Origin of the sequence: Arthrobacter sp. UYEF21 (genome assembly GCF_040546085.1) — a bacterium.
Classification (GTDB): domain Bacteria; phylum Actinomycetota; class Actinomycetes; order Actinomycetales; family Micrococcaceae; genus Arthrobacter.
In genome coordinates this window covers 1-26,242 of the sequence record NZ_JBEPNF010000006.1, presented here as the reverse complement: position 1 = coordinate 26,242, position 26,242 = coordinate 1, and the positions used below count along the sequence as shown (strand labels likewise).

Annotated in this window: 25 protein-coding genes and 2 pseudogenes; 15 read left to right on the top strand and 12 right to left on the bottom strand. The window is 64.9% G+C overall.

The window, feature by feature from the left end; translation table 11 throughout:
• Positions 1-203: 203 nt before the first annotated feature.
• Entirely contained in the window at positions 204-1,166 is a 963-nt protein-coding gene (locus ABIB27_RS08510; protein WP_354253789.1) for an SMP-30/gluconolactonase/LRE family protein, read from the top strand.
• Here ABIB27_RS08510 and ABIB27_RS08505 read toward each other — a convergent pair.
• Together ABIB27_RS08505 and ABIB27_RS08500 are read right to left on the bottom strand one after the other, a co-directional pair.
• A pseudogene (locus ABIB27_RS08505) lies at positions 1,163-1,744 on the bottom strand (SRPBCC family protein); the annotation flags it as partial. The gene ABIB27_RS08510 and the pseudogene ABIB27_RS08505 sit on opposite strands and share 4 nt — an antisense overlap.
• Before the next feature lie 106 nt (positions 1,745-1,850).
• Positions 1,851-1,985, bottom strand: coding sequence for a hypothetical protein (locus tag ABIB27_RS08500; RefSeq protein WP_354215627.1), 135 nt, complete (start codon positions 1,983-1,985; stop codon positions 1,851-1,853).
• Between the two features lie 197 nt (positions 1,986-2,182).
• On the opposite strand from ABIB27_RS08500, the pseudogene ABIB27_RS08495 reads away from it, so the two are divergent.
• Positions 2,183-2,603 (top strand): annotated as a pseudogene (locus tag ABIB27_RS08495) (NADPH-dependent FMN reductase).
• Between the two features lie 22 nt (positions 2,604-2,625).
• On the opposite strand, the gene ABIB27_RS08490 reads toward ABIB27_RS08495, so the two are convergent.
• Positions 2,626-3,099 carry a sensor histidine kinase gene (locus tag ABIB27_RS08490; RefSeq protein ID WP_354215626.1) on the bottom strand — a complete coding sequence of 158 codons (474 nt, stop codon included), beginning with the start codon at positions 3,097-3,099 and terminating at the stop codon, positions 2,626-2,628.
• 1,070 nt (positions 3,100-4,169) lie between these two features.
• Entirely contained in the window at positions 4,170-5,051 is an 882-nt protein-coding gene (locus ABIB27_RS08485) for a helix-turn-helix transcriptional regulator (RefSeq protein ID WP_354215625.1), read from the bottom strand.
• A gap of 158 nt (positions 5,052-5,209) precedes the next feature.
• Here ABIB27_RS08485 and ABIB27_RS08480 point away from each other — a divergent pair, with 158 nt between their 5' ends.
• Together ABIB27_RS08480 and ABIB27_RS08475 are read left to right on the top strand one after the other, a co-directional pair.
• Complete coding sequence (locus tag ABIB27_RS08480) at positions 5,210-5,962, top strand: MFS transporter (protein WP_354253788.1); 753 nt, start codon at positions 5,210-5,212, stop codon at positions 5,960-5,962.
• A gap of 285 nt (positions 5,963-6,247) precedes the next feature.
• The gene (locus ABIB27_RS08475) at positions 6,248-7,288 is read left to right on the top strand and encodes an NAD(P)-dependent alcohol dehydrogenase (RefSeq protein WP_354253787.1); all 1,041 of its coding nucleotides are present in this window, start codon (positions 6,248-6,250) and stop codon (positions 7,286-7,288) included.
• Positions 7,289-7,370: 82 nt separating this feature from the next.
• On the opposite strand, the gene ABIB27_RS08470 is transcribed toward ABIB27_RS08475, so the two are convergent.
• From ABIB27_RS08470 to ABIB27_RS08440, 7 genes are all read right to left on the bottom strand, one after another.
• The gene (locus tag ABIB27_RS08470; RefSeq protein WP_354215622.1) at positions 7,371-8,228 is read right to left on the bottom strand and encodes a 3-hydroxyacyl-CoA dehydrogenase family protein; all 858 of its coding nucleotides are present in this window, start codon (positions 8,226-8,228) and stop codon (positions 7,371-7,373) included.
• Positions 8,225-9,058 carry an enoyl-CoA hydratase/isomerase family protein gene (locus ABIB27_RS08465; RefSeq protein ID WP_354253786.1) on the bottom strand — a complete coding sequence of 278 codons (834 nt, stop codon included), beginning with the start codon at positions 9,056-9,058 and terminating at the stop codon, positions 8,225-8,227. The genes ABIB27_RS08470 and ABIB27_RS08465 overlap by 4 nt, the downstream gene beginning before the upstream one ends.
• Positions 9,058-10,269, bottom strand: coding sequence for a thiolase family protein (locus ABIB27_RS08460; protein ID WP_354253785.1), 1,212 nt, complete (start codon positions 10,267-10,269; stop codon positions 9,058-9,060). Before ABIB27_RS08460 ends, ABIB27_RS08465 begins: the two co-directional genes overlap by 1 nt.
• Before the next feature lie 100 nt (positions 10,270-10,369).
• The gene (locus ABIB27_RS08455; RefSeq protein ID WP_354215619.1) at positions 10,370-10,990 is read right to left on the bottom strand and encodes a TetR/AcrR family transcriptional regulator; all 621 of its coding nucleotides are present in this window, start codon (positions 10,988-10,990) and stop codon (positions 10,370-10,372) included.
• Between the two features lie 66 nt (positions 10,991-11,056).
• Complete coding sequence (gene paaK, locus ABIB27_RS08450; protein WP_354253784.1) at positions 11,057-12,421, bottom strand: phenylacetate--CoA ligase PaaK; 1,365 nt, start codon at positions 12,419-12,421, stop codon at positions 11,057-11,059.
• Positions 12,422-12,427: 6 nt separating this feature from the next.
• Positions 12,428-12,931 carry a hotdog fold thioesterase gene (locus ABIB27_RS08445; RefSeq protein WP_354253783.1) on the bottom strand — a complete coding sequence of 168 codons (504 nt, stop codon included), beginning with the start codon at positions 12,929-12,931 and terminating at the stop codon, positions 12,428-12,430.
• 85 nt (positions 12,932-13,016) lie between these two features.
• Positions 13,017-13,463, bottom strand: coding sequence for a PaaI family thioesterase (locus ABIB27_RS08440; protein WP_354253782.1), 447 nt, complete (start codon positions 13,461-13,463; stop codon positions 13,017-13,019).
• A 136-nt stretch (positions 13,464-13,599) separates the two neighbouring features.
• Here ABIB27_RS08440 and paaZ point away from each other — a divergent pair, with 136 nt between their 5' ends.
• The 8 genes from paaZ (at position 13,600) to ABIB27_RS08400 (ending at position 22,313) form a co-directional block, all read left to right on the top strand.
• A complete protein-coding gene (gene paaZ / locus ABIB27_RS08435; RefSeq protein WP_354215615.1) occupies positions 13,600-15,711 on the top strand; it encodes a phenylacetic acid degradation bifunctional protein PaaZ in 2,112 nt (703 codons plus the stop codon).
• A 104-nt stretch (positions 15,712-15,815) separates the two neighbouring features.
• Positions 15,816-16,829, top strand: coding sequence for a 1,2-phenylacetyl-CoA epoxidase subunit PaaA (gene paaA, locus ABIB27_RS08430; protein ID WP_354215614.1), 1,014 nt, complete (start codon positions 15,816-15,818; stop codon positions 16,827-16,829).
• Positions 16,826-17,245: a 1,2-phenylacetyl-CoA epoxidase subunit PaaB gene (gene paaB / locus ABIB27_RS08425; protein WP_354215613.1), complete on the top strand. Its 420-nt coding sequence runs from the start codon at positions 16,826-16,828 to the stop codon at positions 17,243-17,245. Before paaA ends, paaB begins: the two co-directional genes overlap by 4 nt.
• A complete protein-coding gene (gene paaC, locus ABIB27_RS08420) occupies positions 17,242-18,153 on the top strand; it encodes a 1,2-phenylacetyl-CoA epoxidase subunit PaaC (protein WP_354215612.1) in 912 nt (303 codons plus the stop codon). The genes paaB and paaC overlap by 4 nt, the downstream gene beginning before the upstream one ends.
• Complete coding sequence (gene paaD / locus ABIB27_RS08415) at positions 18,150-18,770, top strand: 1,2-phenylacetyl-CoA epoxidase subunit PaaD (RefSeq protein ID WP_354215611.1); 621 nt, start codon at positions 18,150-18,152, stop codon at positions 18,768-18,770. The genes paaC and paaD overlap by 4 nt, the downstream gene beginning before the upstream one ends.
• Before the next feature lie 12 nt (positions 18,771-18,782).
• Positions 18,783-20,024 (top strand): 1,2-phenylacetyl-CoA epoxidase subunit PaaE, encoded by a 1,242-nt coding sequence (gene paaE, locus ABIB27_RS08410; RefSeq protein ID WP_354253781.1) that lies wholly within the window; start codon positions 18,783-18,785, stop codon positions 20,022-20,024.
• Positions 20,025-20,062: 38 nt separating this feature from the next.
• Entirely contained in the window at positions 20,063-20,854 is a 792-nt protein-coding gene (locus ABIB27_RS08405; protein WP_354215609.1) for an enoyl-CoA hydratase/isomerase family protein, read from the top strand.
• 127 nt (positions 20,855-20,981) lie between these two features.
• On the top strand, positions 20,982-22,313 hold the full coding sequence (locus ABIB27_RS08400; RefSeq protein WP_354215608.1) for an MFS transporter: 1,332 nt from the start codon (positions 20,982-20,984) through the stop codon (positions 22,311-22,313).
• 180 nt (positions 22,314-22,493) lie between these two features.
• Here ABIB27_RS08400 and ABIB27_RS08395 read toward each other — a convergent pair whose 3' ends face one another.
• Positions 22,494-23,432 (bottom strand): SRPBCC family protein, encoded by a 939-nt coding sequence (locus ABIB27_RS08395; protein ID WP_354215607.1) that lies wholly within the window; start codon positions 23,430-23,432, stop codon positions 22,494-22,496.
• 851 nt (positions 23,433-24,283) lie between these two features.
• On the opposite strand from ABIB27_RS08395, the gene ABIB27_RS08390 reads away from it, so the two are divergent.
• The 3 genes from ABIB27_RS08390 to ABIB27_RS08380 form a co-directional block, all read left to right on the top strand.
• Positions 24,284-24,607 (top strand): hypothetical protein, encoded by a 324-nt coding sequence (locus ABIB27_RS08390; RefSeq protein ID WP_354215606.1) that lies wholly within the window; start codon positions 24,284-24,286, stop codon positions 24,605-24,607.
• 530 nt (positions 24,608-25,137) lie between these two features.
• Positions 25,138-25,518, top strand: a complete 381-nt coding sequence (locus tag ABIB27_RS08385; protein WP_354215605.1) for a cupin domain-containing protein — start codon at positions 25,138-25,140, stop codon at positions 25,516-25,518.
• A gap of 506 nt (positions 25,519-26,024) precedes the next feature.
• A partial coding sequence (locus ABIB27_RS08380; RefSeq protein ID WP_354253780.1) for a hypothetical protein occupies positions 26,025-26,242 on the top strand: 218 nt, incomplete at its 3' end.

The window sequence follows — 26,242 nt, the reverse complement described above, 5'->3', positions numbered from 1 at the left end:
CTCAGTAGGCGGTTGAGGTTTCGATTGTAAGCAGAGTGCGCGGTCCGGTGCCTCTTGTACGGCTCCGGCGGGCGGAGTGTGACCGGCCAAGGAGGGGGTTTGAAGTCTGGCGGGCACCGCGCGGGGTGCTTAAACTGGCAGGATAACCGTGCGGGCCTGCCGCATGTTGGCCTGTGCGGATCCGTCGAATCAAGGAATCCAAAATGGCCCGCACAACCCACAATTCAGGAAAAGTACAACGCCGTACCGCCATGGTCTTCTTCGCGCTCATGGGGCTGCTGGCACCTGTCAGCCCGGCCGTAGCTACGCCGCCAGGAGACTCAGTCATTGTGCTTGAGGGCGCCACCTCTGCGGAGGGGATCGCTGCCGGGAGGGGAACAACCTTCTACGCCGGCGACCTGCTGCTCGGTGACATTTACCGCGGTGACATCCGTGGCGGCAGCGCAGAACTGTTCATTGATGTTTCCGATTTTGATTCGACGCAACGGGCCGCCGTCGGCATGAAAGCCGATGTCCGGAACGACCTGCTGTTCGTGGCAGGCGGCGCCACTGGCAAGGCGTATGTCTATGACACTGAGTCGGACAAGCCGGTCAAGGACTTCACCCTGGCATCCGGCTTCATCAACGACGTCACGCTCACCCGCGATGGGGCCTGGTTCACCAATTCAGCAGCTGCGCAGCTGTACTTCATTCCGGTGGGCCGGCACGGCAGGCTCGGGGATGTGCAGACGCTGACGCTGCATGGCCCGGCCGCAGAGTTCGCGGGCGACTTTAACCTCAATGGCATCGCTGCAGCCGACGGCGGCGGGACGCTGATCGTTGCCCACTCGGGCTTCGGCAAGCTCTTCACCGTGGACCCGGAGACCGGCAACAGTGCGGTTATTGCCGGCGTGGATGTGCCCAATGTTGACGGCATCCTGGTCCGGGGCCATCAGCTCTGGGCGGTGCAGAACTTCTCGAACCAGATCAGCCGCATCAGGCTCGCCGATGATCTGTCCTCCGGCGAGATCCGGGACGTCATCACCAGCAGGGACTTCAAAGTGCCCACAACCGTTGCCCTTTTCGGCAACTCGCGCTCCGGCGCCAGGCTGGCCGCAGTGAACGCCAAGTTCGGCGACACCACGGCCACCCAGTACGAAGTAGTGCTGGTGCCGGCCTTGGACTAGCGGCCGCCCAGGCTGCCGCCAAGGGGCGGGGCGGTCCTGTCGTTGGGCCGGCCGCGCCTGCGATCACCCCTGCTGTGGTGCTCGCCGTCCGCCGATTCATCCGACTCGCCTTCGAGATCCACCAGGCCGCCTGTTTGGTCGAACGAGGGTGCGAACCGGTTGTATTCGTGGGGCGCATCGCTGGCTGCGCCCCGGGCGCCTCCAGGGACTGACTCCCGCGATGCCCCGGTGGCGTGGCCCTCGTGTTCGATGAAGTCTTCGAAGTTCCCCAGATCCTGGTTTGCCTGGCGGCCCACCACATGCAGGAGGTCGCCTACCTTCTCCAGCGTTCCCTCCGGCAGGTACTCGAGGGTGGGGGACACCTCGGTCCGGTTCCCGCCGGCGTCGGAGAATTCCACGGCGCCGGAGTTTGTGGCGCCTTCGGTGCTCGCCCACGCAACCCTGTGGTCCGGGACCTGCTCCAGGATGGTTGCCTCCCATTCCCTGCGGACGCCGACGATGCGCGCCACCCATTTCAGCCGGTTAGCGCTGAGCCTGGTCACGCCTTCCACACCGTCCACGAAGTGTGGGAATTCCTCGAACTGCGTCCACTAGTTGCAAGCCGTGCTGACGGGCACGTCCACCGCAATGCGTTTCTCCACTTTGCTGCTCATGGCGCCTCCTTCGACTGGAACAGGCTGATGGCTAGTCATCGTCGGGGTCGGCGCCTTCGGCCGGTTCCTGCGAATGCACGCGGATGTCGGTGGGGTCCGCGGCTTCGTCCCCTTCGGCCGGTGCCTCGCTGTGGATCCGCTGCGCTGGTACTGGTTTGTCCTTCATGACAGATGCTCCCCGGGATGCGTGGTGGATGGCGGCATATTCATCATTCAGCGCCTCCGGCAGCGGAGTGTCAATAACCCCGGAGTACCTATGGCTGTGGCAGGGTTTTGTGCTGGACTGAGGGGGCACTGTGCCGCTTCACCGCCCAAAACTCACTGGCCAGCCGGGCCGCCGGCTGATGGCAAGGAAACAATCGCATGGCAACGTACAAGATCGGATATTTCGTGGGGAGCCTGGCAACAGGGTCCATCAACCGCACGCTCTCCCAGGCGCTGATCAACCTCGCGCCGGAGGACCTCGAATTCACCGAGATCCCCATCAGAGACCTGCCGCTCTATGGCTACGACTACGACGCATCGGGACGGCCGTGATGCAGTCCTCCATGCGCGGCGTGCTGAGCTTCCTGGGTGCTCCCCAGCTCAATGCCCCGGAGGTCTGTCTATCCAGTTCAAGCCCGAGGTCTTCGGGGAAGGCGGCGAAGTCCAGGACGAATCGACGGCCAAGTTCCTGCGGCACTACATGGAGGAATACAGCGCGTTCGTTCAGCGGGGGCTGGCCGCCAATGCGCCGGGCCACATCGGCGACCCGGAGCCGGACCCGGACAAGCTTTCACGGTAGGCCGTCCATCCCAAGCCCGGGCTCAGTCCAGGGGCAGGGTCACCGTGACAGTGGTGCCTTGCCCCGGCGTCGAACAAACCCGAACGGTGCCGCCGGCCTCGTGCACGGCCACGGACATCAGCCGCAGCCCGTACCCGTGGTGCCGCCCGCTGAAGGCGAGCTGACTGTCAAAGCCCGTGCCGTCGTCGGTCACTACCAGGCGCACGCCGTGATCGATGGCGGCCAGCTGGACGGTAAGTTCGGCGGCCTCTGAGTACTTGAAGGCGTTGCTCAGTGCTTCGCGGGCTGACTGGTAGAGCAGGGACGCGCAGTCCGCCGGGATCTCGACGCCCCAGTGCGGAGTATCCCAGCGGACCGCCGTCCCTTGCTGGCGGAGAGGGGCGGTCAGCCGGTCAATGCAACCGGCCAGCCCCAAGCTGTAGAAATCGAGCGGATGGTGATCGGTGATCACTCCTCCGACCGCGACTACCTCGTCGAGAGCTGATTCGTTCCCCATGAATCTTCCTGCTTCCCCGCCGTTTGTGCCGATACGTCCAGCGTGAACCGCTAACCGCATGGGTTACGAAGGGTTCACTCAAGATCGCATCAATTTTTTTGGATGAGGAGACCACCACCCCCGCTGGCGAGGACTGAGCCGCAAAATTCGATCGTTACATGCCGCAACAGTTCGGTGCCAAAAGGCCCGTGGGGAGACCTTTTCGTGCTGCGCGCCCGGACAACATTGGGGCCATAGCCAGCCCCAAGGAGGGTGAGATGCGCAGGCCAGCGCCGTTCGGCAGAGCGATTCCCGCAACGTTTCTCGTTGCCTTCCTCCTCACCGCGTGCGCGCCGCAGGCAGCGCCGCCGTCGACCGGAAATCCCAGCTCCACGGTCCCCTGCGCCACGGCGACAGCAACGGGAACCGCAACTGCGGCGCCCGGCGCAACGGCCACCGCGCCGGGGTCGGCCCCGTGGAGGGTGCACACCACGGCGGACGGCCAGCTGGCGTTCGACCTTCCCGCGGCGTGGAGCGTCAGGGAGCCGGCCGGGGAACTGCCTGCAGGCGGCGGTGTGTTCGCGGAGGTGACCAACCAGGCAGGCAAGCCGCTGGCCTCCCTTCGGACCAATTTGGCCACCGGTTCCACGTGTATGGAGCGTCACCCGTACTCGGTGCTGGAGTCACAGGAACTGCCGGCACTGGCTCACAACGGCACCGCACCGCGGTACATTTTCGAGACCCGCGGGAACGATGCCGCTCCGGGGCCGGCCGATACTCCGGCAGCGGCCTACGGAATGAAAACGAGTGCGCTGCCCACCGGTGACTCGGCCTGTGCCATCTTCCAGTTCTTCACATGGCCGCCCACCGCTGCCATCTGCGGAGCGTTCTACAGCCCCGAGAACAACGTGACGCCAGGAGCGGACTCGCTGCCGTACCTGGTTCGAACCCCCGAACGGAACCTTGGAAGCCCCCGCGCGCGAGTTCACCTCGCGCGGGGGGCTTCCCATCAAGGGAACGCCCGACGGCGGCCGCGCGGCGTACGCACTGACTCAAACGAGCGTGGCACTCGGCGCAGCGGCTGGCGGCAGTTAGCCTCGGGCGTGCGCCTGGGCGGCTTCGGTGATGTGCTCGGTCACGGCCCAGGAAGCGAGGAGCTTGAGGGCTTCCTCGGCGGGGCTGCCAGGAGTGGCAGGGTAGACCGTCAGCGTATGCCCGGGGTCCTCTTCCAGCCCGAGTACTTGGTAGTTCAGCTCTAGGGGCCCCACCACCGGGTGCTGAAAAATCTTGGTGCCGGCGTAGTGCCGCCGGACGTTATGCGCTGCCCACCGGGTGCGGAAATCGTCACTGCGCATCGAGAGCTCACCAACCAGTTCGGCGATGCCCTTGTCGTGCGGGTTCCGGCCTGCTTCGCGGCGCAGGATGGCGACGTTGGTGTTTGCCGCCCGCTCCCAGTCGGCGTAGAAGTTGTGCGCCCGCGGGTCGAGGAAGATGAAACGGGAATGGTTGGCCGGGCGTGCGGTGCCGCGGTACATCTCCGAATACAGGGCGTAGCCCAGGGTGTTGGCGGCCACGATGTCCATCCGGTTGTTCCCGATGAAAGCCGGCGCCCCGGTAATGGTGTCGAGCAGGAACTGCAGCTCGGGGCGCACGGCTGAGGGCACCGGGGCTGCAGCACGTTTCCGGCCTGAGGTGTTCGCCGTGCGGGCGAGGTCATAGAGGTGGTCATGTTCGGCCCGGTCAAGTTCCAGGGCACGGGCGATGGCATCCAGGACGCTGTCCGAAACGCCGGTGAGGTTTCCGCGTTCCAGCCGGGTGTAATAGTCCACGCTGACACCGGCGAGGCGCGCCACTTCCTCCCGCCGAAGTCCGGGCACACGACGCCGGCCGTAGGGTTCGATGCCGGCCTGTTCCGGTGTGATGCGCCCCCGGCGGGTGGAGAGGAACTGCCGGATCTCGGCTCGGTTATCCATAAGGACACGGTACGACGGATCCGGAAAACGTTGGGAGGCTCTGCCATAACGCGTTTCAGCAATGCCCTCGCTGAGCCTTCCCGGAGCCGGTTTGATGGAAACAACTCCCAAGCCACTGACCAGCCAGGCCAGTCATCAACCAGATGGAGCACCAGCCCATGCACGCACCGGCAGCAGCGCCGCAGACGGCCGTCCCGGCGAGACTCGTGGCCACGGTCATCTTCCTCACCGCCGTCGCTCCGCTGCGCACCGACATGTATGTCCCGGCGTTCCCGCGCGTGTCCCGTGAGTTCGGCGGCGCGGTCATCCTGCAGCTGACCGGCTGGCGGATGACCTTCTGGACCCTCGCCGCCCTGGGCATCCTGATGACGCTCTGTGCCCTGTTCGTCGTTCCGGAGTCCATGCCGCCGGGGAAACGGCACGCAGGCGGACTGGGCGAATCCGGCCGTGCGGCTAAGGCTGTGCTTTCGAACCGCCGCTTCGTTGGCTACGTGGTGGTGGCGTCGTCGGCCTTCATTGCCCTGTTCGCCTACGTGGCCACGTCCGCGTTCATCCTGCAGAACATGAACGGGCTCTCGCCGGTGGAATACTCAGTGGTTTTCGCCGCGAACGCGGGCGGCATGACCATCGCCGCACTCGTCTCGGCACGCCTGGCCGGTCGGGTGCCCACCCGCCGCGTCATTTTGATAGGGCAGATCATCGCACTGGCTGCGGGCATCGTCGCCCCCATCGCGGGCCTGGGCGGCGACGAGACTGCGGTGCCCATGGCCGTGCTCATGATCGGCGGAGCGCTGCTGTCCCTGTTCGGGCTCCTGGTCCTGGCCCGCCCGCATTCCTCACGCCCGGGGACTCCCCAGAGCCCGCAACTCGAACGAGACTCATTACTGCCCGCAACATCCTGCAGCAATTAGCACCTGAAAGGGAGCGCCATGAACATCGGACCAACCCGCGAGACCACCAAGAACCCGCCGGAACAGTTCGCCGGCGACGCATCGCCATCCTGGTGAACGGCGACGACCCGGCCGCCACCACCATCTGGCGCGAGCACATCAGCGACGCCGAGTACGAGGGCCGCTAAAGGGGGTCTGCCGTAACCCGTTTCAGCAGGCCCTCCCTGGACGTGCCCGGACAGGGTTTGATGTTAACCAACCCCCTGTAGCATCCAGTTATCCCCCCAAGAAAGACACAGGAGACCCATGACTACCGTCAAGGCCTATGCATCGCCGTCCTCCACCGGGGACCTCATCCCCACCACCGTCGAACGCCGCGCCGTCGGCCCGCACGACGTCCTGATCGAGATCAAGTACGCCGGCATCTGCCACTCCGACATCCACACCGTCCGCGGCGACTGGGGCCCGCAGGAGTATCCGCTGGTGCCCGGCCACGAGATCGCCGGTGTCGTCACCGAAATCGGCTCCGCCGTCACGCGGCACAAAGTAGGTGACCGGGTTGGCGTCGGCTGCATGGTCAACTCTTGCGGCGAGTGCGTCAACTGCCAGGCCGGCGAGGAGCAGTACTGCCTCAAGGGCAACACCGGCACCTACGGCGCCGTGGACCGCGATGGCACCATCACCCAGGGCGGCTACTCCACCCACGTCGTCGTGACCGAAGACTTCGTCGTGACCATCCCCGAGGGCATCGAACTCGACGTCGCGGCTCCCCTGCTGTGCGCCGGCATCACCACCTACTCGCCGCTGCGCCACTGGAACGCCGGCCCGGGCAAGAAGGTAGCCGTCGTTGGGCTCGGCGGCCTCGGCCACATGGCGGTCAAGCTCGCCCACGCGATGGGCGCCGAGGTCACAGTCCTCTCGCAGTCGCTCAAGAAGCAGGAAGATGGCCTGCGGCTGGGCGCGGACCACTACTTCGCCACCAGCGATCCCGGCACGTTTGAAGAGCTTGCCAGCAGCTTCGACCTGATCATCAATACGGTCAGCGCTTCGATCGACATCAGTTCCTACCTGCAGCTGCTGACCCTCGACGGCGCGCTGGTCAACGTGGGTGCCCCGGCCGATCCGCTTCCCGTCAACGCCTTCGCCCTGATCGGCGGGCGCCGGTCGTTCGCCGGCTCCATGATCGGCGGCATCCCCGAAACCCAGGAGATGCTGAACTTCTGCGCCGAGCATGGCATCGGTGCGGAGATCGAGGTCATCCCGGCCGAAAAGATCAACGACGCCTACGAGCGCGTCCTGGCTTCGGACGTCCGGTACCGCTTCGTGCTTGACACCGCCACCCTCTAAGCAGGGTTAACCTGCGGCGGGACGGCTCCCAAAAAGGGGGCCGGCCCGCCGTCGTATCTGTCCTGCCGTCGTACCCACCAGGTCAGGACCAGTCGAAAAAGCCCTTGCCGCTCTTGCGGCCCAGCTCGCCGCGGGCCACCTTGTCCTTGAGGATCTGCGGCGGGGCGAACCGGTCCCCGAGCGTGGACTGCAGGTATTCGGCGATGCCCAGCCGCACGTCCAGGCCCACGATGTCCGTGGTCCTCAGCGGGCCGGTGGGGTGCTTGTAGCCGAGGACCATGGCGGCGTCGATATCCGCCGGGGAGGCCACCCCATCCTCCACCATGCGCATGGCCTCCAGCGCGATGGCCACGCCGAGGCGTGAGGAGGCAAAGCCGGGCGCGTCGTTTACGACGACGGCGGTCTTGCCGAGTGCCTCCACCCACCTTTTCGCTGCGGCGGCCAGGTCCGCGGAGGTTTGCTCGCCGAGTACCACCTCAATGAGCGTGGATGCTGGGACCGGGTTGAAGAAATGCAGGCCGAGGAAGTTTTGTGGCCGCTTCAGCTCCCGGGCCAGGCCATTGACCGACAGGGATGACGTGTTGGACGCCAGGTATGCGTCCTCGGCCAGGCGCTCTTCGATGCCCCGGAGCGCGGTGACCTTCAGGTCCCAGTCCTCGGGAACGGCCTCCACAACCAACTGGCGGTCGGCGAAGTCGTTGTAATCCACCGCCACCGCGAGCCGGGACGCCATCTCATCCAGGTTGACGTCGGTGGCGCCGCGTTCGATGCTCTTGGCGGCCGCGGATTCCACCCGTTCCCGGGCGGCTTCGGCGGACTCTTCATCGCGCTCCACCACCAGGACGTTGGCCCCGTTGATGAGGAAGGCGTGGGCGATTCCCGCGCCCATGCGGCCGCCGCCGAGGACGCCGACGCTGGAAGGAAGGTTCGGATTCGTCATGACTGCTTCTTCTCCGTCTTGGTGTCGCCTGGCTCATTTTCCGGCTTCTTGTTCCCCGACTTTTTGTCCAGGAACGCCTGCATGCGGTCGAACTTCGCCTGGGATTCAAAGAGGATTCCCTGCGCCAGCTGGTCAATCAGCGGATGCGACTCGGCCGGGGCGTGGAACACGGACTTCGTGATCCGCACGGCCAGCGGGTCCTGGCGGCCGATCCTGTCTGCGAGGTTGTGGGCGGCGTCCATCAGGTCCGGCGCCTCGTGGATTTCCGTGATGAGGCTGGCGGACAGGGCGTCCTCTGCCCGCAGTACCAGGCCCGCGAGCAGGATCTGCTTGGCCAGCGGTTCTCCCACCAGTTCCTTGAGCCGCCAGCTGGCGCCGGCCGCTGCGAGGATGCCCAGCCCGGTTTCGGGATTGCCGATCCGGACGCTGGGTGTTCCGATCCGGAAGTCCGCGGCGTATGCGAGTTCGGCACCGCCGCCCAGGCAGTAGCCATCCAGCGCCGCGATAACGGGCAGGGGCAACTTGGCAATCCGGACAAAGATTGTGGAATTGATGCCCTGCAGCGCGTCGTCACGGCGCCGCTCGCGTAGCTGGGCAATGTCCGCCCCGGAGGCGAATACACCGTCCACGCCGGCCATGATTAGGACTTTGGGGGTCTGTTCCAGAGCGGCGCAGACCACGTGCAGTTCGTCCACCATCTGCTGGTCGATGGCGTTCCGTACCTCCGGCCGGTTAAGGAGGACCACCACGCGGTCCTCACGTTCCTCGACCAGGAGGGTGCTGAAGCGTTCGTTTGCGAGGGATCCGTTCCCATTCTCCGGCGCCGGCATCAGACGCGCTCCAGCAGCATCGCGGTGCCCTGTCCGACGCCGATGCACATGGTGGCGAGGCCGAGTTTGGCGTCCTCGCGTTCCATCCGGCCGAGCAGGGTGATGGCGATCCGTGAGCCGCTGGAACCGAGCGGATGCCCCAGACTGATGGCGCCGCCGTCGTTGTTGACAATGTCCGGATCCAGGCCCAGCCGCCGCATGCTGGCCAGCGATTGCGTGGCGAACGCCTCGTTGAGTTCGACGGCGCCAAGGTCGCCTACACTGAGCCCGCTCCGCAGGAGGACTTTTTGCGTGGCGGGGACAGGGCCGATGCCCATAATTTCGGGTTCGCAGCCGGCGGAGGCGCCGTCGATGATCCGGGCCCGGGGCGTCAGGCCCAGCCTTTCGATGGCGGCCTCGGACGCGACGATGATGGCTGAGGCGCCGTCGTTCAGGGTGGAGGAGTTGCCGGCAGTGACCACAGAACCGCCCTTGACCACCGGGCGCAGACCTGCCAGGACGTCCATGGTGGTGCCCGCCCGGGGGCCCTCATCGGTGTCCACCACGGTTTCGGCTTTGCGGGACTTGACGGTCACGGGAACGATTTCGTCCGTGAACCGTCCGGCTGCGATGGCGGCGAGAGCGCGTTCGTGGGACTGGACCGCGAAGGCGTCCGCGTCCTCGCGGGAGATGCCGTCCACGCGGGCTACCTCTTCCGCGGTTTCCGGCATGGAGTAGGTCATCTTGCCGTTGCGCGCCAGTTCGCCCTTCTGGAAGAGCGGGTTCACGAACCGCCAGCCAATGGAGGTGTCGAAGATCTGGCCGGGCTTGGCGAAGGCGGTGGCTGGCTTTTCCTGGACCCACGGCGCCCGGCTCATGGACTCCACGCCGCCGGCGATCACCACATCCGCGGCACCGGACTTGATCATGTGGCTGGCCTGGATGATGGCGCTCAGCCCGGACGCACACAGCCGGTTGACCGTGATGCCGGAGATGTGAAGGGGGAGGCCGGCAAGCAGGGTTGCCATCCGGGCCACATTGCGATTTTCCTCGCCGGCGCCGTTGGCGTTGCCGAGGATCACTTCCTCAATGCTGTCCGGATCCAGGCCGGCACGGGAGACAGCCTCGCGGACCACCAGTGCGGCCAAATCGTCTGGGCGGACCGAGGAAAGCGCTCCGCCGTAACGGCCCACCGGTGTCCGGACGCCGCCAACAAGAAAAGCCTCAACCATAAGAACAGATCCTTTACACCAGGCAACCGGGGCCGGACTTGAATTAGTTACCGACCGTTCGTTCTATAAAGATGGCATGCTGCGCTGTGGAGGTCAACTGCTAGCGGGCTGCGTGAAGCCCGTCGAACGCGATGGTGATGACGTCGTCGGCCAGTTTTTCGGGGGAGAGGGATCCGCCCGGTTTGTACCATTCGACGATCGAGTTGATGGTGCCGAACAGCAGTCGGGTCACGGTGCGCGGGTCGATGTCCTGGCGCAGCGATCCCTCGTCGCGTGCCGCCGAGATGAGCCCGGCCACCTCGTGGTCGAAGGCGCGGCGGCGTTCCAAGGCGTCACGTTCGATCTCCGTGTTGCCGCGCAGGCGCAGGAGCAGGGTGACAAAAGGCAGGCGCTCCACCAGTACGGCGACGGTCTGCCGCAGCACATATTCCAGCCGTGAATCGGCCGCGCCGGAGCTGGCTTCGGGCTGTTCCAGGATGGCCTCGAGGCCACCGAGCGCGTGATCCAGGGCCAGCTTCAGGAGGTCACCCTTGGACGGCACGTGGTGGTAGATGGCGGACTTCGAGATGCCCAGGTTTTCGGCCAGGATGCCCATGGAGGTGGCGTCGTAGCCGTGCCGGTTGAAGACGTCGACGGCGATGAGCAGCACGGACTGCTGGTCGTAACCGGGGCGCCCTCGCTTGGCGGCGGCGGTGCTGGCTGTCTCAGTGGTGCTGGGCATGGTGCCTATTTTCTCATGAATGGTCAGTCAGGCGGCGCAGCCGGGAGGCTGCACCGCCCGGCCTCACTACTGCTGCGGCCGCAGGTCGTAGATACGCTTCAGCTTGCCGTTGGACCGCTCCAGCGAGCCGGGCTCCACCACGTCCACCGTGCACGAAGAACCCACATGGATCTTGATTTGCTCCTGCAAGGTGCGCCCCGCCGTCGTACTCTGCTCAACTGTCGACGTCTCCCGGCGTTCGATCTTCACCGTCATCCGGTCCATCCGCTGGTTTTCCGGCCGGGTGAGTTCCAACTGGAAATGCGGGCTCAGCTCGGGAATCCGCAGCGCGATTTCTTCAATCTGCGAGGGGAAGACATTCACGCCGCGAAGGATGATCATGTCGTCGCTGCGGCCGGTGATGCGGCCCATGCGGCGGTGCGCGGGGCGGGCGGTGCCGGGCAGCAGGCGGGTGAGGTCCTTGGTGCGGTAGCGGATGATGGGCAGCGCTTCCTTGGTGAGGGAGGTGAACACGAGCTCGCCGTGCTCGCCGTCACGCAGCACGTTCTCCGTGCCCACCAACGGGTTGAAGGCGTCAATGATCTCGGGGCGGAAGTGGTCCTCCCAGATGTGGCTGCCGTCCTGCGTCTCTACTGCCTCGCCGGCGACGCCGGGGCCCATCACCTCGGAGAGGCCGTAGATGTCGCAGGCCTTGATGTTCATGGTGACTTCGAGTTCGTGCCGCATCTCCTGGGTCCAGGGCTCGGCACCCAGCACCGCGAACTTCAGGGACGTGGAGGCGGGGTCGATGCCCATGTGCGCCATGGCGTCGGCGATGGTGAGCAGGTAGGTGGGAGTGGCCAGGATGGCGTCCGGCTTAAAGTCCTGGATGAGCTGGATCTGGCGTTCGGTTTGCCCGCCGGAGATGGGGATGACGGTGCAGCCGAGTGCTTCGGCGCCGGCGTGGGCGCCCAGGCCGCCGGTGAACAGGCCGTAGCCGTAGGCGTTGTGGACCTTCATGCCGGGCCGGACGCCGGAGGCGCGCAGGGAACGGGCCACCAGTTTGGCCCAGTCGGCGAGGTCCTGCTTGGTGTAGCCGACGACGGTGGGCCGGCCCGTGGTGCCGGAACTGGCGTGGATGCGGGCCACTTCGTGCTGCGGCACGGCGAACATGCCAAACGGGTACTCGGCGCGCAGGTCGTCCTTGGTGGTGAAGGGGAAGTTGCCCAGGTCGCTGAGTTCGCGGAGGTCCGCGGGGTGGATGCCGGCGTCGTCGAATTTGCGCTTGTAGAGGGGAACACGCTCATAGGCGTAGGCAACCGTGTGCTGCAGGCGGCTGAGCTGGAGGGCCTCGAGCTCGTCGCGGGACATGGTTTCCTCGCGGTCCAGCACGGCGTCGGTTGCAGGGCTCGCGGTAGTCGCGGCGGGGGTTTCGGGGGCATGGAGGGTCATGGTGTCCTACTTCTTGGGGATGGTGCGGCTGCGGCCGCGGAACTCGGCGATGAGTTCCCCCGGCTGGCCGGAACTGAACAGGCCGGAACCGGGCTGGGCGGAACTGGGCGGGGAGCCGGTCTGCGCGCCAGGGTCGGCGGCGAAGATTTGGATGTCATACAGCCCGCTGCGGCCTGCGCTGGAGCGACGGTCTGCAACGGCGGTAATCACCTGGCCGCGGAAGGCGGGCTTGAGGAAGTTGATGTCGACGCCGGCGGCCACTGTGATGCTGTCCGCGTCCCCGGGCCCCGGGTTCACTGGGTTGCAGGCCAAGGCGAAGGCGGTGTCTGCGAAGGCGAAGATCATTCCGCCATGGGCCATGCCGAAGCCGTTGAGCATTTCCTGCCGGAGGGTCATGCGGATGGTGGCATGGCCGTCAGTGACAGCGAGGACTTCGATGCCCATCCATTCGGAGGCGTAGTCGTTTTCCAGGATGCGGTGGGTGACTCCGGAAAGGGCTGCTTCAGTCATGAATCATTGCCTCCAGCTTTATTTACCGAATGTTCATTAGGTAATCCCAAATGCATGGCCGCTGTCAAGGGTGCGGCGGCACCGGCTAGTGCTTCCGCCTGATCAGCAAGTTGGTGATGCGGAGGGTGCAGAGCCGCTGGCCGGCGTCGTTGGTGATCAGGACTTCGTGGGTGGTGAGGGTGCCGCCGAGGTGAATGGGCGTGGCCGTGATGGTGATCAGGCCCGCACGCGCCGAGCGGTGATGCGTGGCGGAAACGTCGACGCCCACCGCCGTTTTGCCGAGCGTGCTGGCGTGGATCACGGCCGCCCAGGAGCCCACGGCCTCGCCCGCTGCCAGGGACGCGCCGCCGTGCAGCAGCCCGAAGGACTGCCTATTGCCCTCCACTGGTATCGTGGCCACCACGCGGTCCACGGACTCCTCGACGATCTTCACGCCCATCTTCTCGTCGAGTTCGCCCAGGGTGATTTTCCACAGTGCGGGTTCGGTGAGTTCGGGGGCGAGGTCGGAGCTGTTCTGGGATGGGGCGTTCATGGGCTCTCCTTTGTGGGCGTTGATCTTTCAGTGTGCGGCGCAGCACATTCATGTACTGTAGTCATATTACCGAACGGACGGTCAGTAATGCTCTGGCCGATGTCGTTTGTCCCCTTTTTGGAAGGACCCGTCAACGATGACCACCACCGCAACAGCTGAAGCCACGGTCAATACCGTCGAGACCGTTCCCAGTTTTGTGCAGGATTCCTGGTGGACGCCCGACGCCGGATCGGCAGCTTCCGCTGTCCCCGTGCGGGATGCGAGCACCGGCGAAGTCCTGGCCAAGGTAAGCGCCGACGGCCTGGACCTCGCCGCCGTCGTGGACTACGGCCGCACCACCGGCCAGGCGGAACTGGGCAAGCTGACCTTCCACCAGCGTGCGCTCAAGCTCAAGGAACTGGCGCAGTACCTGAACGACCGGCGCGAGCACTTCCACACGTTCTCGGCCCAGACCGGCGCCACGAGGATCGACTCCATGATCGACATCGACGGCGGCATCGGCGTGCTGTTCACTTTCGGTTCCAAGGGCCGGCGCGAGCTGCCCAACTCCCAGGTGGTGGTGGACGGCCCCATGGAGATCCTGTCCAAGGACGGCTCCTTCGCCGGCGAGCACATCTACACGCGCATCCCGGGCGTCGCCGTGCAGATCAACGCGTTCAACTTCCCGGTCTGGGGCATGCTGGAGAAACTCGCTCCTGCCTTCATCGCCGGGGTCCCCACCATCGTCAAGCCGGCCACCCCCACCGGGTATGTGGCCGCGGCAGTGGTGAAGGCCATCATCGAATCCAACATCTTGCCCCCCGGCTCGCTGCAGCTGATCTCGGGCTCTGTCCGTGGCCTCCTGGACGTGCTGGACTACCGCGACCTGGTGGCTTTCACCGGCTCCGCGTCCACCGCGCTGACCCTGAAATCGCACCCCAATGTCGTGGCGGGCGGGGTACGGTTCACCTCTGAAACCGACTCGCTCAACGCCGCCATCCTCGGCACCGACGCTGTGGAGGGCACGCCGGAGTTCGACGCCTTCGTTAAGTCCGTGGTCACCGAGATGACGGTCAAGGCGGGCCAGAAGTGCACCTCCATCCGCCGGGCCATCGTTCCGCAGGAGCTGGTCCCGGCAGTTATCGCCGCTGTGGGCAAGCGCATCCAGGAGCGTGTGGTCCTGGGTGACCCCCGCGCCGAGGGCGTCACCATGGGCGCGCTGGCGTCGCTCGAACAGCTCGCCGACGTCCGGGCGGCGGTGCAGTCGATGCTCGAAGCCGGCGGTGAGCTTGCGTACGGAACGCTTGATTCGCCGTCGGTCACCTCCGCCGACGGGACCACCGGCGAAGTGGAGGGCGGCGCGTTTATGTCGCCCGTGCTGCTGGGCTGGGACGACGCCGAGGCTGAGGCGCTGCACTCACTGGAGGCATTCGGCCCGGTTGCTTCGGTAGTCGGCTACAAGGACCTGCCCGACGCCGTCCGCCTCGCCGCCCGGGGTGGCGGTTCCCTGGTGGCCACGGTCTGCACGAACGATCCGTCCGTGGCGCGGGAGCTCGTTACGGGCATCGCGGCGCACCACGGCCGCGTCCTGATGCTCAACCGCGAAGACGCCCGCAGCTCCACTGGCCACGGCTCGCCGGTACCGCACCTGGTCCACGGTGGACCGGGACGCGCCGGCGGCGGCGAGGAACTGGGCGGCATCCGCTCGGTGATGCACCACATGCAGCGCACCGCCATCCAGGGTTCGCCCAACATGCTCACCGCCGTCACCGGCGTCTGGCACGCGGGCGCGGACCGGAACTTCACGCTCGAGACCGAAGGCCAGCACCCTTTCCGGAAGCACCTGGGCACGCTGCACATCGGCGACTCCTTCCGCTCCGAACTGCGCGAGGTCTCCCTGGCGGAGATCACCAAGTTCGCCAACTCCACCGGCGACACCTTCTACGCCCACACCAACCAGGAGGCTGCGGAGGCCAACCCGTTCTTCCCGGGCATCGTGGCGCACGGCTACCTCCTGCTGGCGTGGGGCGCCGGCCTGTTCGTGGAGCCAGCGCCGGGTCCGGTGCTGGCCAACTACGGACTGGAGAACCTGCGCTTCACCACGCCTGTGGCCGCAGGGGACTCTATCCGCGTGACCCTCACCGCCAAGAAGATCACCCCGCGTGAAACCGACGAGTACGGCGAGGTGGCCTGGGACTCGCTCCTGACCAATCAGAAAGACGAAATCGTAGCCACTTACGACGTGCTCACTCTCGTGGCAAAGGGCTGAATAAAGAGCCCGCTTCACTTGCCCCATCACCCATCGGCCCATATACTGAACGAACGGTCGGTAAAGAATAGCGCCTGGAAGGGCCCTTTGCATTAGGAGCAACCATGGCAATGCAGAATCTGCAGTCAGTGCCCGCTGAGTTATCCCCGGAAGAACGTGAAGCTGCTGCCCGGCGCGACGCGGACGGCCGGGCGAACTTTGACCGCGTGATCGCCGATGATTCGCGGATTGAGCCGCGGGACTGGATGCCGGACGGGTACCGCAAGAGCCTCCTGCGCCAGATTTCCCAGCACGCGCATTCGGAGATCATCGGCATGCAGCCGGAGGCCAACTGGATTTCCCGGGCGCCGAGCCTTAAGCGCAAGGCCATCCTGATGGCCAAGGTCCAGGACGAGGCCGGCCATGGCCTGTACCTGTACTCGGCCGCGGAGACCCTGGGCCAGTCCCGCGACGACATGATGGACGCGCTGATCGCCGGCAAGGCCCGGTACTCGTCCATCTTCAACTACCCGGCCCGGACGTGGGCGGACATGGGTGCCATCGGCTGGCTGGTGGACGGTGCCGCCATCTGCAACCAGGTGCCGCTGTGCCGTGCCTCGTACGGGCCCTACGGCCGTGCGATGGTCCGGGTCTGCAAGGAAGAGTCGTTCCACCAGCGGCAGGGCTTCGAGATTCTCCTGGAGCTCGCCAATGGTACGCCGGAGCAGAAGCAGATGGCTCAGGACGCCGTGAACCGGTGGTATGCCCCGGCGCTGATGATGTTCGGCCCGCCGGACGACGATTCGCCCAACTCCCGCCAGTCCATGGCCTGGAACATCAAGCGCTTCAGTAACGATGAACTCCGCAGCCGCTTCGTGGGCATGATGGTGGAGCAGGTCCGAGTGCTGGGCCTCAACCTCCCGGACAGCGAGGTCCGCTTCAACGAGGACACCAAAAAGTGGGAGCACGGCCCGCTGGACTGGAACGAGTTCAAGGAAGTCCTGGCCGGCCGCGGCCCCTGCAACGCCCAGCGTCTGGAGCGTAGAAGGCAAGCGCACGAGGACGGCGCCTGGGTCAGGGAAGCAGCTGCCGCCTATGCAACCAAACAGTCAATGAAGACGAAGGAATACGCAGCATGAGCCCCCATGGCAACCCGGAAGTCCCGGCCAGCGAAATCAACCGCGAGGCGCCCAAGGCCAGCCCGGCGGTGTCGACCAGCGAGGTTTCGGCGGGCTCAACCACCGGAAGGCCGGCGGGGGAGCCTGTCGAAACCAGCCATGCCTGGGGGCTGTGGGAGGTTTTCGTCCGGTCCAGCCGCGGCCTGAGCCACGTCCACGCCGGTTCCCTGCACGCGCCGGACGCCGCCATGGCCCTGCGCAACGCCCGCGACCTGTACACCCGCCGCAACGAGGGCGTGTCCATCTGGGTGGTCCCGGCCGAAGCCATCGCCGCCAGCGATCCCGACTCCAAGGGCTCGTTCTTTGAGTCCCCGCAGGGCAAGGACTATCGGCACGCCACCTACTACACCAAGAGCGAAGGGGTGAAGCACCTGTGAGCAGCCCCGAAACAGCAACGGGCCACGGTGACATCTCCACCGGCGTGGCGGGTGGCGACAGCAACGCCAGCGCCACCCGCATCACCCCTGGCAACGCCCTCCGCCCGGAGGACATCGCCCTGGAGGTCCGCACCGGCCTCGCGAAACCCACGGAGGATGTGGCCGAGTATGCGCTGCGCCTGGGCGACGACGCCCTGATCCTGGCACAGCGACTGGGCCACTGGATCTCCCGCGCTCCCGAACTGGAGGAGGACGTGGCACTGGGCAACATCGCCTTGGACCAACTGGGCCATGCCCGGAGCTTCCTTACCTACGCGGGCGGCGCTCTTGGCGACAACGGTGTGGTCAAGACCGAGGATGACCTCGCCTACTTCCGCCGGGAGCACGAGTTCCGCTCCGCCCACCTCTTTGAGCAGCCCAACGGCGACTTCGCGGCCACCATCGCGCGGCAGTTCGTGGTGAGCTACTACCAGTTCGAGCTGTACCGCCGGCTGACGGAATCCACGGACGCCACGCTGGCCGCCATCGCAGCCAAGTCGGTGAAGGAAGTTGATTACCACCGGGACCACAGCGCCCAGTGGGTCCTGCGCCTGGCCGGGGGAACGGACGAGTCCCGCAAACGGATGATTCACGGCCTTAAGCTGATGTGGCCCTACGTTGCCGAGCTCTTCGAGGACGATGAGCTGGTGACCCGCCTCGTTGAGGCGGGTGCCGCCGTCGAGCCTTCCAGCCTGCGCGCGGACTTTGACCGGCTCACCGGGGAGGTCCTGGCTGAGGCCGGGCTGGAGGTGCCGGACGTTCCGTCGGCACCCGGCGGTGGCAGGCAGGGCAAGCATTCGGAGCATCTTGGCTACATCCTGGCCGAGATGCAGGTGCTTGCCCGCGAGCATCCAGGCGCGAACTGGTGACCTCGGTGATCACTGAAAGGATAACCGCGCAGCAGAGGGCCTGGGACATCGCCGCCACCGTCTGCGATCCGGAAATCCCCGTCCTCACCATCGCGGACCTTGGCATCCTCCGCTCGGTGGATGTGGTCGAAGGTCACACGGACGTCGGCCCCCCAACTGACTCGCAGTTAACGCTCCCAAAACGGGAAATGACGACGTTAACTGCGAGTCAGTTGGGCGGCGCCGCTGAAAGTGCCCCCACGGTCCGCGTCACCATCACCCCCACGTACTCCGGCTGCCCGGCGATGGACGCCATCCGCGATGACCTGACGGCTGCTTTCGCTAAGGAAGGCTACGCCAGCGTGGACGTGGACCTGGTCCTCGCGCCGGCCTGGACTACGGACTGGATGACCGACGCCGGCAAAGCCAAGCTGCAGGAATACGGCATCGCGCCGCCGTCGGGCATGTCCAGTGCCGTCCGCCACGCAGGTCCCATCCGCCTGACGATGGCTGTGAAATGCCCGCAGTGCGCCAGCCTCAACACCAAGGAACTCACCCGCTTCGGCTCCACGTCCTGCAAGGCGCTTTATGTGTGCAAGGACTGCAAGGAACCGTTCGACTACTTCAAAGTCCTGTAAGGAAGCCCCCCCATGCCTGTAGTCCGCCAGACCGCCGCCGAGACGGCGCAGGCCACCGGCCGCCGTCGTCCGTCCTTCCACACCCTCACCGTGGCTGAGGTGCGCCGGCTGACCGATGACGCCATCGAGGTCACCTTCGCCGTCCCCTCGGAGCTCGCCGGCCAGTTCGACTACCTGCCGGGACAGTACGTGGCCCTGCGCACCACGCTGCCGGATGAGGAGGGCGAGCCGCACGAGGTGCGGCGCAGCTACTCCATCTGCGCGGAACCGCGCACCTTCGGGGACGGGTCCAGCGAGATCCGGGTTGCGGTGAAGAAGGACCTGGGTGGGCTGTTCTCCACGTGGGCCAACGCCGAGCTGAAGGCCGGGAACACCCTGGAGGTCATGAGCCCCATGGGCGCGTTTGTGTCCAAGCATGGCCGGGACGGCCAGGCCGTGGAGCAGAACCGCATGAACTCCATGAACCACCCGGAGGAACTGGCTGGGGATATAGCTTCCAGCGGCGAGGCCAGCTTTGTGGCCATCGCGGCCGGCTCGGGCATCACCCCGGTGCTCGCGATCGCACGGACGCTGCTGGCAGCGAACCATGGAACCCGGTTCGACCTGATCTACGCCAACAAGGCCGCCATGGACGTAATGTTCCTGGAGGAGCTGGCGGACTTGAAGGACAAGTACCCGCAGCGCCTGGCCATCCACCATGTATTGTCCCGCGAGCAGCGGATCGCGCCGCTGCTCAGCGGCCGGATCGACGCCGAGAAGCTCCGGCAGCTGCTGGGCACGGCCATCCATGCGGACGATGTGGACGAGTGGTTCCTGTGCGGGCCGTTTGAACTGGTGCAGCTGTGCCGGGACACCCTGGCCGAGCGCGGCGTCAGCCCGGACAATATCCGCTTTGAGCTGTTCACGTCGGGCAAGCCGGACCGCCCGGAAGGCCATGCCGGCCGGCCTGTGGTGGTGGACGAATCCAAGGAGACGTACAAGATTACGTTCAAGCTCGATGGCCTGCAGGGCGAGGTGGCCAGCCCCACGCACGCCCGCGAATCCATCCTCAACGCCGCGCTGAGGGTCCGCCCGGACGTGCCGTTCGCGTGCGCCGGGGGAGTGTGCGGCACCTGCCGGGCCAAGGTGGTCACCGGGACCGTGACCATGGACGAAAACTACGCGCTGGAGCAGGATGAACTGGACAAAGGCTACGTGCTGACCTGCCAGTCCCACCCCACCAGCGAGGAAGTCACCGTCGACTACGACGTCTGACGGTGGTTGAGCCTGTCGAAACCCGGAAAGAAGGCCCCATGATCTCCCTCTCCATCGCTAACCACGTCGCCGAAGTGGTCCTGGATGCGCCGTACAAGCTGAACTCGCTCGATGAGCAGGCGCTCACGGATTTAACCCAGGCGTACGACGACGCCGCTGCCGCCGCCGCACGCGGTGAGGTGCGGGCGCTACTCCTGAGGGGAGAGGGCCGCGCCTTCTGCGCGGGGAGGGACATCCAGAATGTCACCCCGGAGAGTGACGACGCCGAAGCGTATTTGGCCGGGCTGGTGCAGCCGCTGCTGAAAAAGATGAGCGCGTTCCCGGCGCCGACGTTCGCCGCTGCCCAGGGCGCCTGCCTGGGTGTGGGGCTGGGCCTTTTGCTGGCGACGGACGTGGTCTATGTGGCGGAGAATGCCAAGTTCGGTTCACCGTTTGCCAGACTGGGCGCCACCCTGGATTCCGGCGGACACTGGTACTTCACCGAGCGGCTTGGCATGCACCGGACGCTGGACCTGATCTACACCGCCGAGTTGATATCGGGGACGGAAGCCGTGGCCCAGGGGATGTTTAGCCGGGCGATGCCTGCGGATGAACTTCTTCCGCGCACATGGGAAATCGTGTCCGGGGTGGCCTCCGGAGCGACAGGTGCCTTCAACGCGAGCAAGGAGCTGGTGGCGCACGTCCGCGACCAGCGGCTCGGCCTGTGGGACGCCATCGCGGAAGAGAACGCCGAGCAGGCACGCCTCTGCAAGAGCGAAGACTACGCCGAAGGTTTCCGCGCGTTCCAGGAGAAGCGGACGCCGGTATTCAAGGGCACAGCCTCCGGCTAGCGAGCGCGAAAGTTTTTGGTGTGTTCCACGACACGCCCATAGTACTATCAACGGTAACTGAACGTTCGATCAGTAAATAAATCGGCACCCTAATTTGCAGCGACGCTGCCCCAGCCATGGAGTTCCAATGACCGCAACTTCACACATCGATTCAGAGTCTGGTCCCAGCAGTAAGCATGAAGAACGAAAAGTCCTCGCCGGGACCCTGGTGGGCACCACCATCGAGTGGTATGACTTCTTCATCTTTGCCCAGCTGACGGGGACGCTGCTGTCGCCGCTGTTCCTTGCGCCGCTGAATGACTCCAATCCGGGACTGGCCCAGATCCTGTCCTTCGCCCTGATCGGAATCAGCTTCCTGTTCCGCCCACTGGGCGCCATTGTCGCTGGCCACCTGGGTGACCGCCTGGGCCGCAAGGCCATGCTGGTCTTCACGCTCATCATGATGGGTGCCGCCACGGCCTTGATCGGCATGCTGCCCACCTACGCACAGATCGGCTTCTGGGCTCCGGTCCTGCTGATCCTGCTTCGCGTCGTCCAGGGCTTCTCTGCCGGGGGTGAATGGGGCGGGGCGGCTCTGATGGCCGTGGAGCATGCACCCAAGAGCAAGCGTGGCCTGTTCGGCGCGTATCCACAGATCGGTGTTCCGGTGGGCATGATTCTCGCAACGGGCCTGCTTTTCGTGCTCAACTCGAACATGTCCAAGGAGGACTTCGCCTCCTGGGGCTGGCGGGTGCCGTTCCTGCTGTCCATCGTGTTGATCGTCGTCGGCTACCTCATCCGCCGCGCCGTTGCCGAGAGCCCGGTCTTCAAGGAAATGTCCGCCCGCAAGGAAGAAAGCAAAGCGCCTCTCGGAGAGCTCATCCGGAACCACAAGCTGCCTGTTCTTTACTCGACGCTGATCTTCATCGGCAACAACGCCGCCGGTTACCTGTTGATCGCCTTCTTCATCTCCTACGCCACCAGGACGCTGAAGATGCCAGTCCCGGAAATCCTGCTCGCCACCACGATCGCTTCCTTTGGCTGGCTGATCTTCACCCTGGTGGGCGGCTGGCTTTCGGACCGGATCGGCAGGGTCAAGACGTTCCTGATCGGCTACGCAATCATTTTTGTGTGGATGATCCCGATGTTCGCCCTGATCGACACCAAAAACATCATGCTCTACGGAGTGGCCCTGTTCGTCCTGACCGTCGGACTTGGCCTGTCCTACGGCCCGATGTCTGCCATGTACGCCGAAATGTTCCCCGCCAACGTGCGTTACTCGGGGATCTCCATCGGGTACGCGTTCGGCGCCATCCTCGGCGGTGCGTTCGCAGCGACCATTGCCGAGTCCCTGCTGCAGAGCACCAAATGGACCGGATCCATCGGGATCTACATCATGATCCTCTGCGTCATTTCCTCCATCGGCGTCCTGCTCGCCAAGGAGACCAAAGGACGCCCGCTGGGCGTCAGCCACCACTGACCCGGTTCCTTGCGGCAGGCGGGTTAAGCACCTGCGGGCGGGCGCGCGGTCGCCAAGCTGATTGAGCTGCTGAACCACCACCACCACGACGCCGGCCGACGGCTGAAAGAGAGCGGCCCCGCTCCCGCACTGGCAGTGCGGGAGCGGGGCTGTCTGCGCGGACAGAACCCGCGTTGGCGGTCAGCGCTGGACGTTGCCTCCGAGGGGAGGAACCGTCCCGGGCTCGTTATCCTCGCGGCGCTCGGCCGCGTTGTGGATTTCGCCTTCAGCGGTTTCGTCTGACTCGCCCTCAAGGTCCACCAGGCCGTTGGTCTGATCGAAGGGCTTCCCCGGTGCTCGGTCCGTGCCGAGAGCTGCGGAGCCGGGCATGGAACTGACTCCAGCATGCGGTGCCGCGCCAGGTACCGCCGTCGTACTGGCAACTGAATCGGTAGGGACGTGCTGTATCGGCGTGGGCTCAACGATTAGCGGCTCGACCGGCGGGGTAACGGTGACGCCGGTGGTTTCGCCGGAATCCTTTTCGGTTCCGGAGCTCATGGCAGCAGCCGCACCGGCGACTGCCGCAACGCCCAACCCTGCAGCCATCTTGCCGGAAATTCCGGCCTTCCCCGAGTCCCCGCGTGAGGCGCTGGCATCTTCCACGCCAGGCGCACCTACTGAACTGCCCTCATTGACAGACTCGCGCCAAGCACCGCTGGCGTAGCCTGCATCCTCGATGAACTCCTTAAAGCGCTTCAGGTCAGCTTCTGCCTGGCGGTCAACGACGTGAAGCTTGTCGCCGATTTTTTCGACAATGCCCTCAGGGTCGTATTCGAGCGTGAGCCGCAGCGAGGTCTGGCCGCCTCCAACGTCTTCGAACTCCACGGCCCCGGCATTGGTGGCACCTTCCGTGGCGGCCCAGGCAACCTTGCGGTCAGGGATCTGTTCCAGGATCTTCGCGGTCCACTGCCTGCGGACTCCGGCGATTTCGGCAACCCACTCGAGCCTGTCGTCGCTGGTCTGTTTCACGCTTTTAACCCCGCCCATGAAGTTGGGAAACTCTTCGAACTGGGTCCACTGGTTGTAAGCGGTGGCCACTGGCACATTCACCAGAATGCGTTTTTCGACCTTCGTGCTCATAACATCTCCTTCGAGAGTAGAACCGGACCTGATGAGGAAAGCAACTATTCATCAGTATGCTTAGCATATCGTCAGGGTCAACCCCGCGGCCAGCCTCGGGGAGACGGCTGTCCGTGGGTCCAACTTTCGTGCAGGGACCGGCACTTGGATAACACTCCGGACCAGGACAGCCACGCAGAGACCGGCCTCAACGACGGCCAGAAACCCCGCGGAGCGCCCAAGACAGGCGAAGTACCAGGATTTCAGCCCCGCAGCGCCCCAGCCGACATCCGGCTCCGGCACAAAAAATGGTCCTCCGGAAAACCCGGGCGTCACAGAACCGCCTAAATCAGCACGGTCCTAGCGCGAGAACGTCTTGAAAAGCGGACTTTCAACGTCGTCCAAGTGTCCTGGGCGCGCATGGTGGCCCCCGGCCAGAGAACGCCTGCGACCTACAGCGGCCTGAAGCCGGGCTTGCTGCGCGGCCCTTGCATAACCTCCAAGGTCAGCTTTCTGTGTGGCTTGCTCGTGAGTAAGGGTCCCTCCCAATGTGATAGAGGAATCCGCGCCAGCGGCCGAAAAGCGTCGGACCTTATAGAGGGGGCGGCGGCCCCTGATGGCTCTTTTGACGACTTTCTCAGTCAGACGAGGGAAGTGCTTCACGGGATTGGCTGGCCTTCCCGCGGACTTCCCTGACCGAAGGGTGCGATCCGCTGTCCGTCGGCGCCCTTCATCCACCCCAGGCTGTGGCGGTGAATATCCTTGTAAAGCTCCCACTCAGCCTCGGAAAGTTTACGGGCCATCCTCGCTTCAAATTGCAGATATTCGTCGTCCTGCAAAGCATTGTGTTCTTCGATGAAGAGCCGGAGTAAGTGCTGGGTGCGGCGGCCGTGATGGCATGCGGGCTGGCTGACGCGTTCACGTTCCTCATCGAGTCGCCCACCTATGCAGTGGGGCACCGGCTGGTGCTTCTTGGGTCCCTGGCGTTTGCCGGGGCGGCGGTCTGGGCGCGGCTGCTCGGAAGGCCTTTCTGGGTGTCCGTGCTGACCGGCCTGCCTGCAGTGGCGGTTGGCGGCCTCGCCCTGCAGTTTGAGGACGGCAGCTGGGGCGCCCTCACCGGGTTCTTCCTGATCCCCGCCGCGCTGATCGCCATGTTGGGGAACCTCATCAGCCCGTACGACGCCGGCCGGGGGTAAGTGCGGCCCTGTCCCCGCGCTGGGAGGCGGGAACAGGGCCCTGTGCGCGGACAGAACCCGCGTCCCTGGTTACCGCTGGACGCTGCCTTGCCTAAATTCCATGTAACTCCGACCCATTGTGCGAAGCGATGCTCCTGCCAAGGTGGTTATCGCAGAACCATCAGCCACCTTCCCCTGCAGTTCGAATCTGGTGCCGTCTGGTGTCTCACAGCCGGATACCCACAAACGTGAGAGCGCGGAATATCCCCATTGTTTGGATCAAAAAGCTTTTAAAATGTTCGTCTTGAACTGTTGACTTGAACTTCTGTTCATGTCAAAGTTTGGGGGACGAGAAAAGTGATTGGCATCACATCGGAGGGGCTCAAAGTAGACGCCGGCCGATTTGATAAAGACTAAAAGTTTCGGGTTTGCAGGCGATCCCTGTCGGAGCGCGGACAGGGGCTCAATCCCATTCCTCAATGCAGTCTTATTTGCATCAAAGATTGAACAGCTCTGACAAATCTGTCATCACACTATTTACAGGAGAGATCATGGAAACCACACTCGTAGGAACACTGAGCAAGGCTGGCTCCATCCATAAGGTAGAAAACGGGTTCATCGGCCTGCCGTCGATGGACGAGCCCGGGACGGTCGCCGCGATCGGCGACTCCCTCCACAACCCCGAGGGTTCGGTCATGTGCGCCGGCTTCTTCGAGCTGAAGGCTTCCGAGCCGCTGGTGTACACCTACACCTACGACGAGATGAAGGTCGTCATCAAGGGCGAGTTCATCCTCACGGACCAGACCACCGGCGAAGTCACGCACGCCAAGGAACGCGACGTGCTGTTCTTCCCCAAGGGCACCACCGTCAAGTTCGAGACCCCCGAGTACGGCCTGGGGTTCTTCGCCGGCGACCGCACCTTCAACCCGTAAGGACCGGCCATGCGCCCGTGTCCGTGACACCGGCAGCAGGCGCGGGCTGCGAACAGGGTTGCGGTAAACTGCGGCCTTCTTACGTCCCGGCGGAGCCACCTTGTGGCCCAACGCGGGGTCGGTGTGATTGCCCATCAGCTCACGCTTCAGGCAGCACCCCTCCCCAATAGGCCAGCTCAGTCATCAAGGTCGAAGACGGCGCTGGCCGCTCTCTGGCACTTCTTCGGCTTGGCCGAACTTGACGAGGGCCAACGGTTCGCAGTGAACCTGGCTCGTAGCGGCCTCGGTTTGGAAGTTCCGGCTGGCGTTTCGTTGCTGGAGACCCCCCGACATGCCAGGACATCCCCAACATGTGCCGCAAAGGGCTCTGTGGGGAATGTTTCCTGCCAGTAGTTCGCCGGGCGCCCCTGCACCGGGAGCTCTGTCTGGCCGATCAGTAAAAGACCGCGAACACCACCATGATGTGGCTGCGTTCCGCGCCTGAACCAGGAATTGGAGTTGGACATTTGAGCATCATTAATATCGATAAAGACCCTGACACCGCGCCCGCCGAACCCACTGAGGACCGCGTGCCCAAGGTTAACTGGCGGGTCTTCATCATCGCGTCTGTCATTATTATTGCTTTCTCCAGCTGGGCGATGCTGGTGCCTGCCAGCGCCCAGTCCACCATGAAGACGGTGGTGGGTTGGATCGCGGAGAACCTCGGCTGGTTCTACGTACTTAC

What these genes read in the sequence shown, in the direction of transcription:
- paaB (WP_354215613.1), top strand. Translation starts at nt 16,826, where the DNA reads ATGAGCCCCCATGGCAACCCGGAAGTCCCGGCCAGCGAAATCAACCGC.
- paaZ (WP_354215615.1), top strand. Translation starts at nt 13,600, where the DNA reads ATGACCACCACCGCAACAGCTGAAGCCACGGTCAATACCGTCGAGACC.
- paaA (WP_354215614.1), top strand. Translation starts at nt 15,816, where the DNA reads ATGGCAATGCAGAATCTGCAGTCAGTGCCCGCTGAGTTATCCCCGGAA.
- ABIB27_RS08405 (WP_354215609.1), top strand. Translation starts at nt 20,063, where the DNA reads ATGATCTCCCTCTCCATCGCTAACCACGTCGCCGAAGTGGTCCTGGAT.
- ABIB27_RS08485 (WP_354215625.1), bottom strand. Translation starts at nt 5,051, where the DNA reads ATGGATAACCGAGCCGAGATCCGGCAGTTCCTCTCCACCCGCCGGGGG.
- ABIB27_RS08385 (WP_354215605.1), top strand. Translation starts at nt 25,138, where the DNA reads ATGGAAACCACACTCGTAGGAACACTGAGCAAGGCTGGCTCCATCCAT.
- ABIB27_RS08465 (WP_354253786.1), bottom strand. Translation starts at nt 9,058, where the DNA reads ATGCCGGCGCCGGAGAATGGGAACGGATCCCTCGCAAACGAACGCTTC.
- ABIB27_RS08500 (WP_354215627.1), bottom strand. Translation starts at nt 1,985, where the DNA reads ATGAAGGACAAACCAGTACCAGCGCAGCGGATCCACAGCGAGGCACCG.
- ABIB27_RS08470 (WP_354215622.1), bottom strand. Translation starts at nt 8,228, where the DNA reads ATGACGAATCCGAACCTTCCTTCCAGCGTCGGCGTCCTCGGCGGCGGC.
- paaE (WP_354253781.1), top strand. Translation starts at nt 18,783, where the DNA reads ATGCCTGTAGTCCGCCAGACCGCCGCCGAGACGGCGCAGGCCACCGGC.
- ABIB27_RS08510 (WP_354253789.1), top strand. Translation starts at nt 204, where the DNA reads ATGGCCCGCACAACCCACAATTCAGGAAAAGTACAACGCCGTACCGCC.
- ABIB27_RS08480 (WP_354253788.1), top strand. Translation starts at nt 5,210, where the DNA reads ATGCACGCACCGGCAGCAGCGCCGCAGACGGCCGTCCCGGCGAGACTC.
- ABIB27_RS08490 (WP_354215626.1), bottom strand. Translation starts at nt 3,099, where the DNA reads ATGGGGAACGAATCAGCTCTCGACGAGGTAGTCGCGGTCGGAGGAGTG.
- ABIB27_RS08440 (WP_354253782.1), bottom strand. Translation starts at nt 13,463, where the DNA reads ATGAACGCCCCATCCCAGAACAGCTCCGACCTCGCCCCCGAACTCACC.
- ABIB27_RS08400 (WP_354215608.1), top strand. Translation starts at nt 20,982, where the DNA reads ATGACCGCAACTTCACACATCGATTCAGAGTCTGGTCCCAGCAGTAAG.
- ABIB27_RS08475 (WP_354253787.1), top strand. Translation starts at nt 6,248, where the DNA reads ATGACTACCGTCAAGGCCTATGCATCGCCGTCCTCCACCGGGGACCTC.
- ABIB27_RS08445 (WP_354253783.1), bottom strand. Translation starts at nt 12,931, where the DNA reads ATGACTGAAGCAGCCCTTTCCGGAGTCACCCACCGCATCCTGGAAAAC.
- ABIB27_RS08455 (WP_354215619.1), bottom strand. Translation starts at nt 10,990, where the DNA reads ATGCCCAGCACCACTGAGACAGCCAGCACCGCCGCCGCCAAGCGAGGG.
- ABIB27_RS08395 (WP_354215607.1), bottom strand. Translation starts at nt 23,432, where the DNA reads ATGAGCACGAAGGTCGAAAAACGCATTCTGGTGAATGTGCCAGTGGCC.
- paaK (WP_354253784.1), bottom strand. Translation starts at nt 12,421, where the DNA reads ATGACCCTCCATGCCCCCGAAACCCCCGCCGCGACTACCGCGAGCCCT.
- ABIB27_RS08460 (WP_354253785.1), bottom strand. Translation starts at nt 10,269, where the DNA reads ATGGTTGAGGCTTTTCTTGTTGGCGGCGTCCGGACACCGGTGGGCCGT.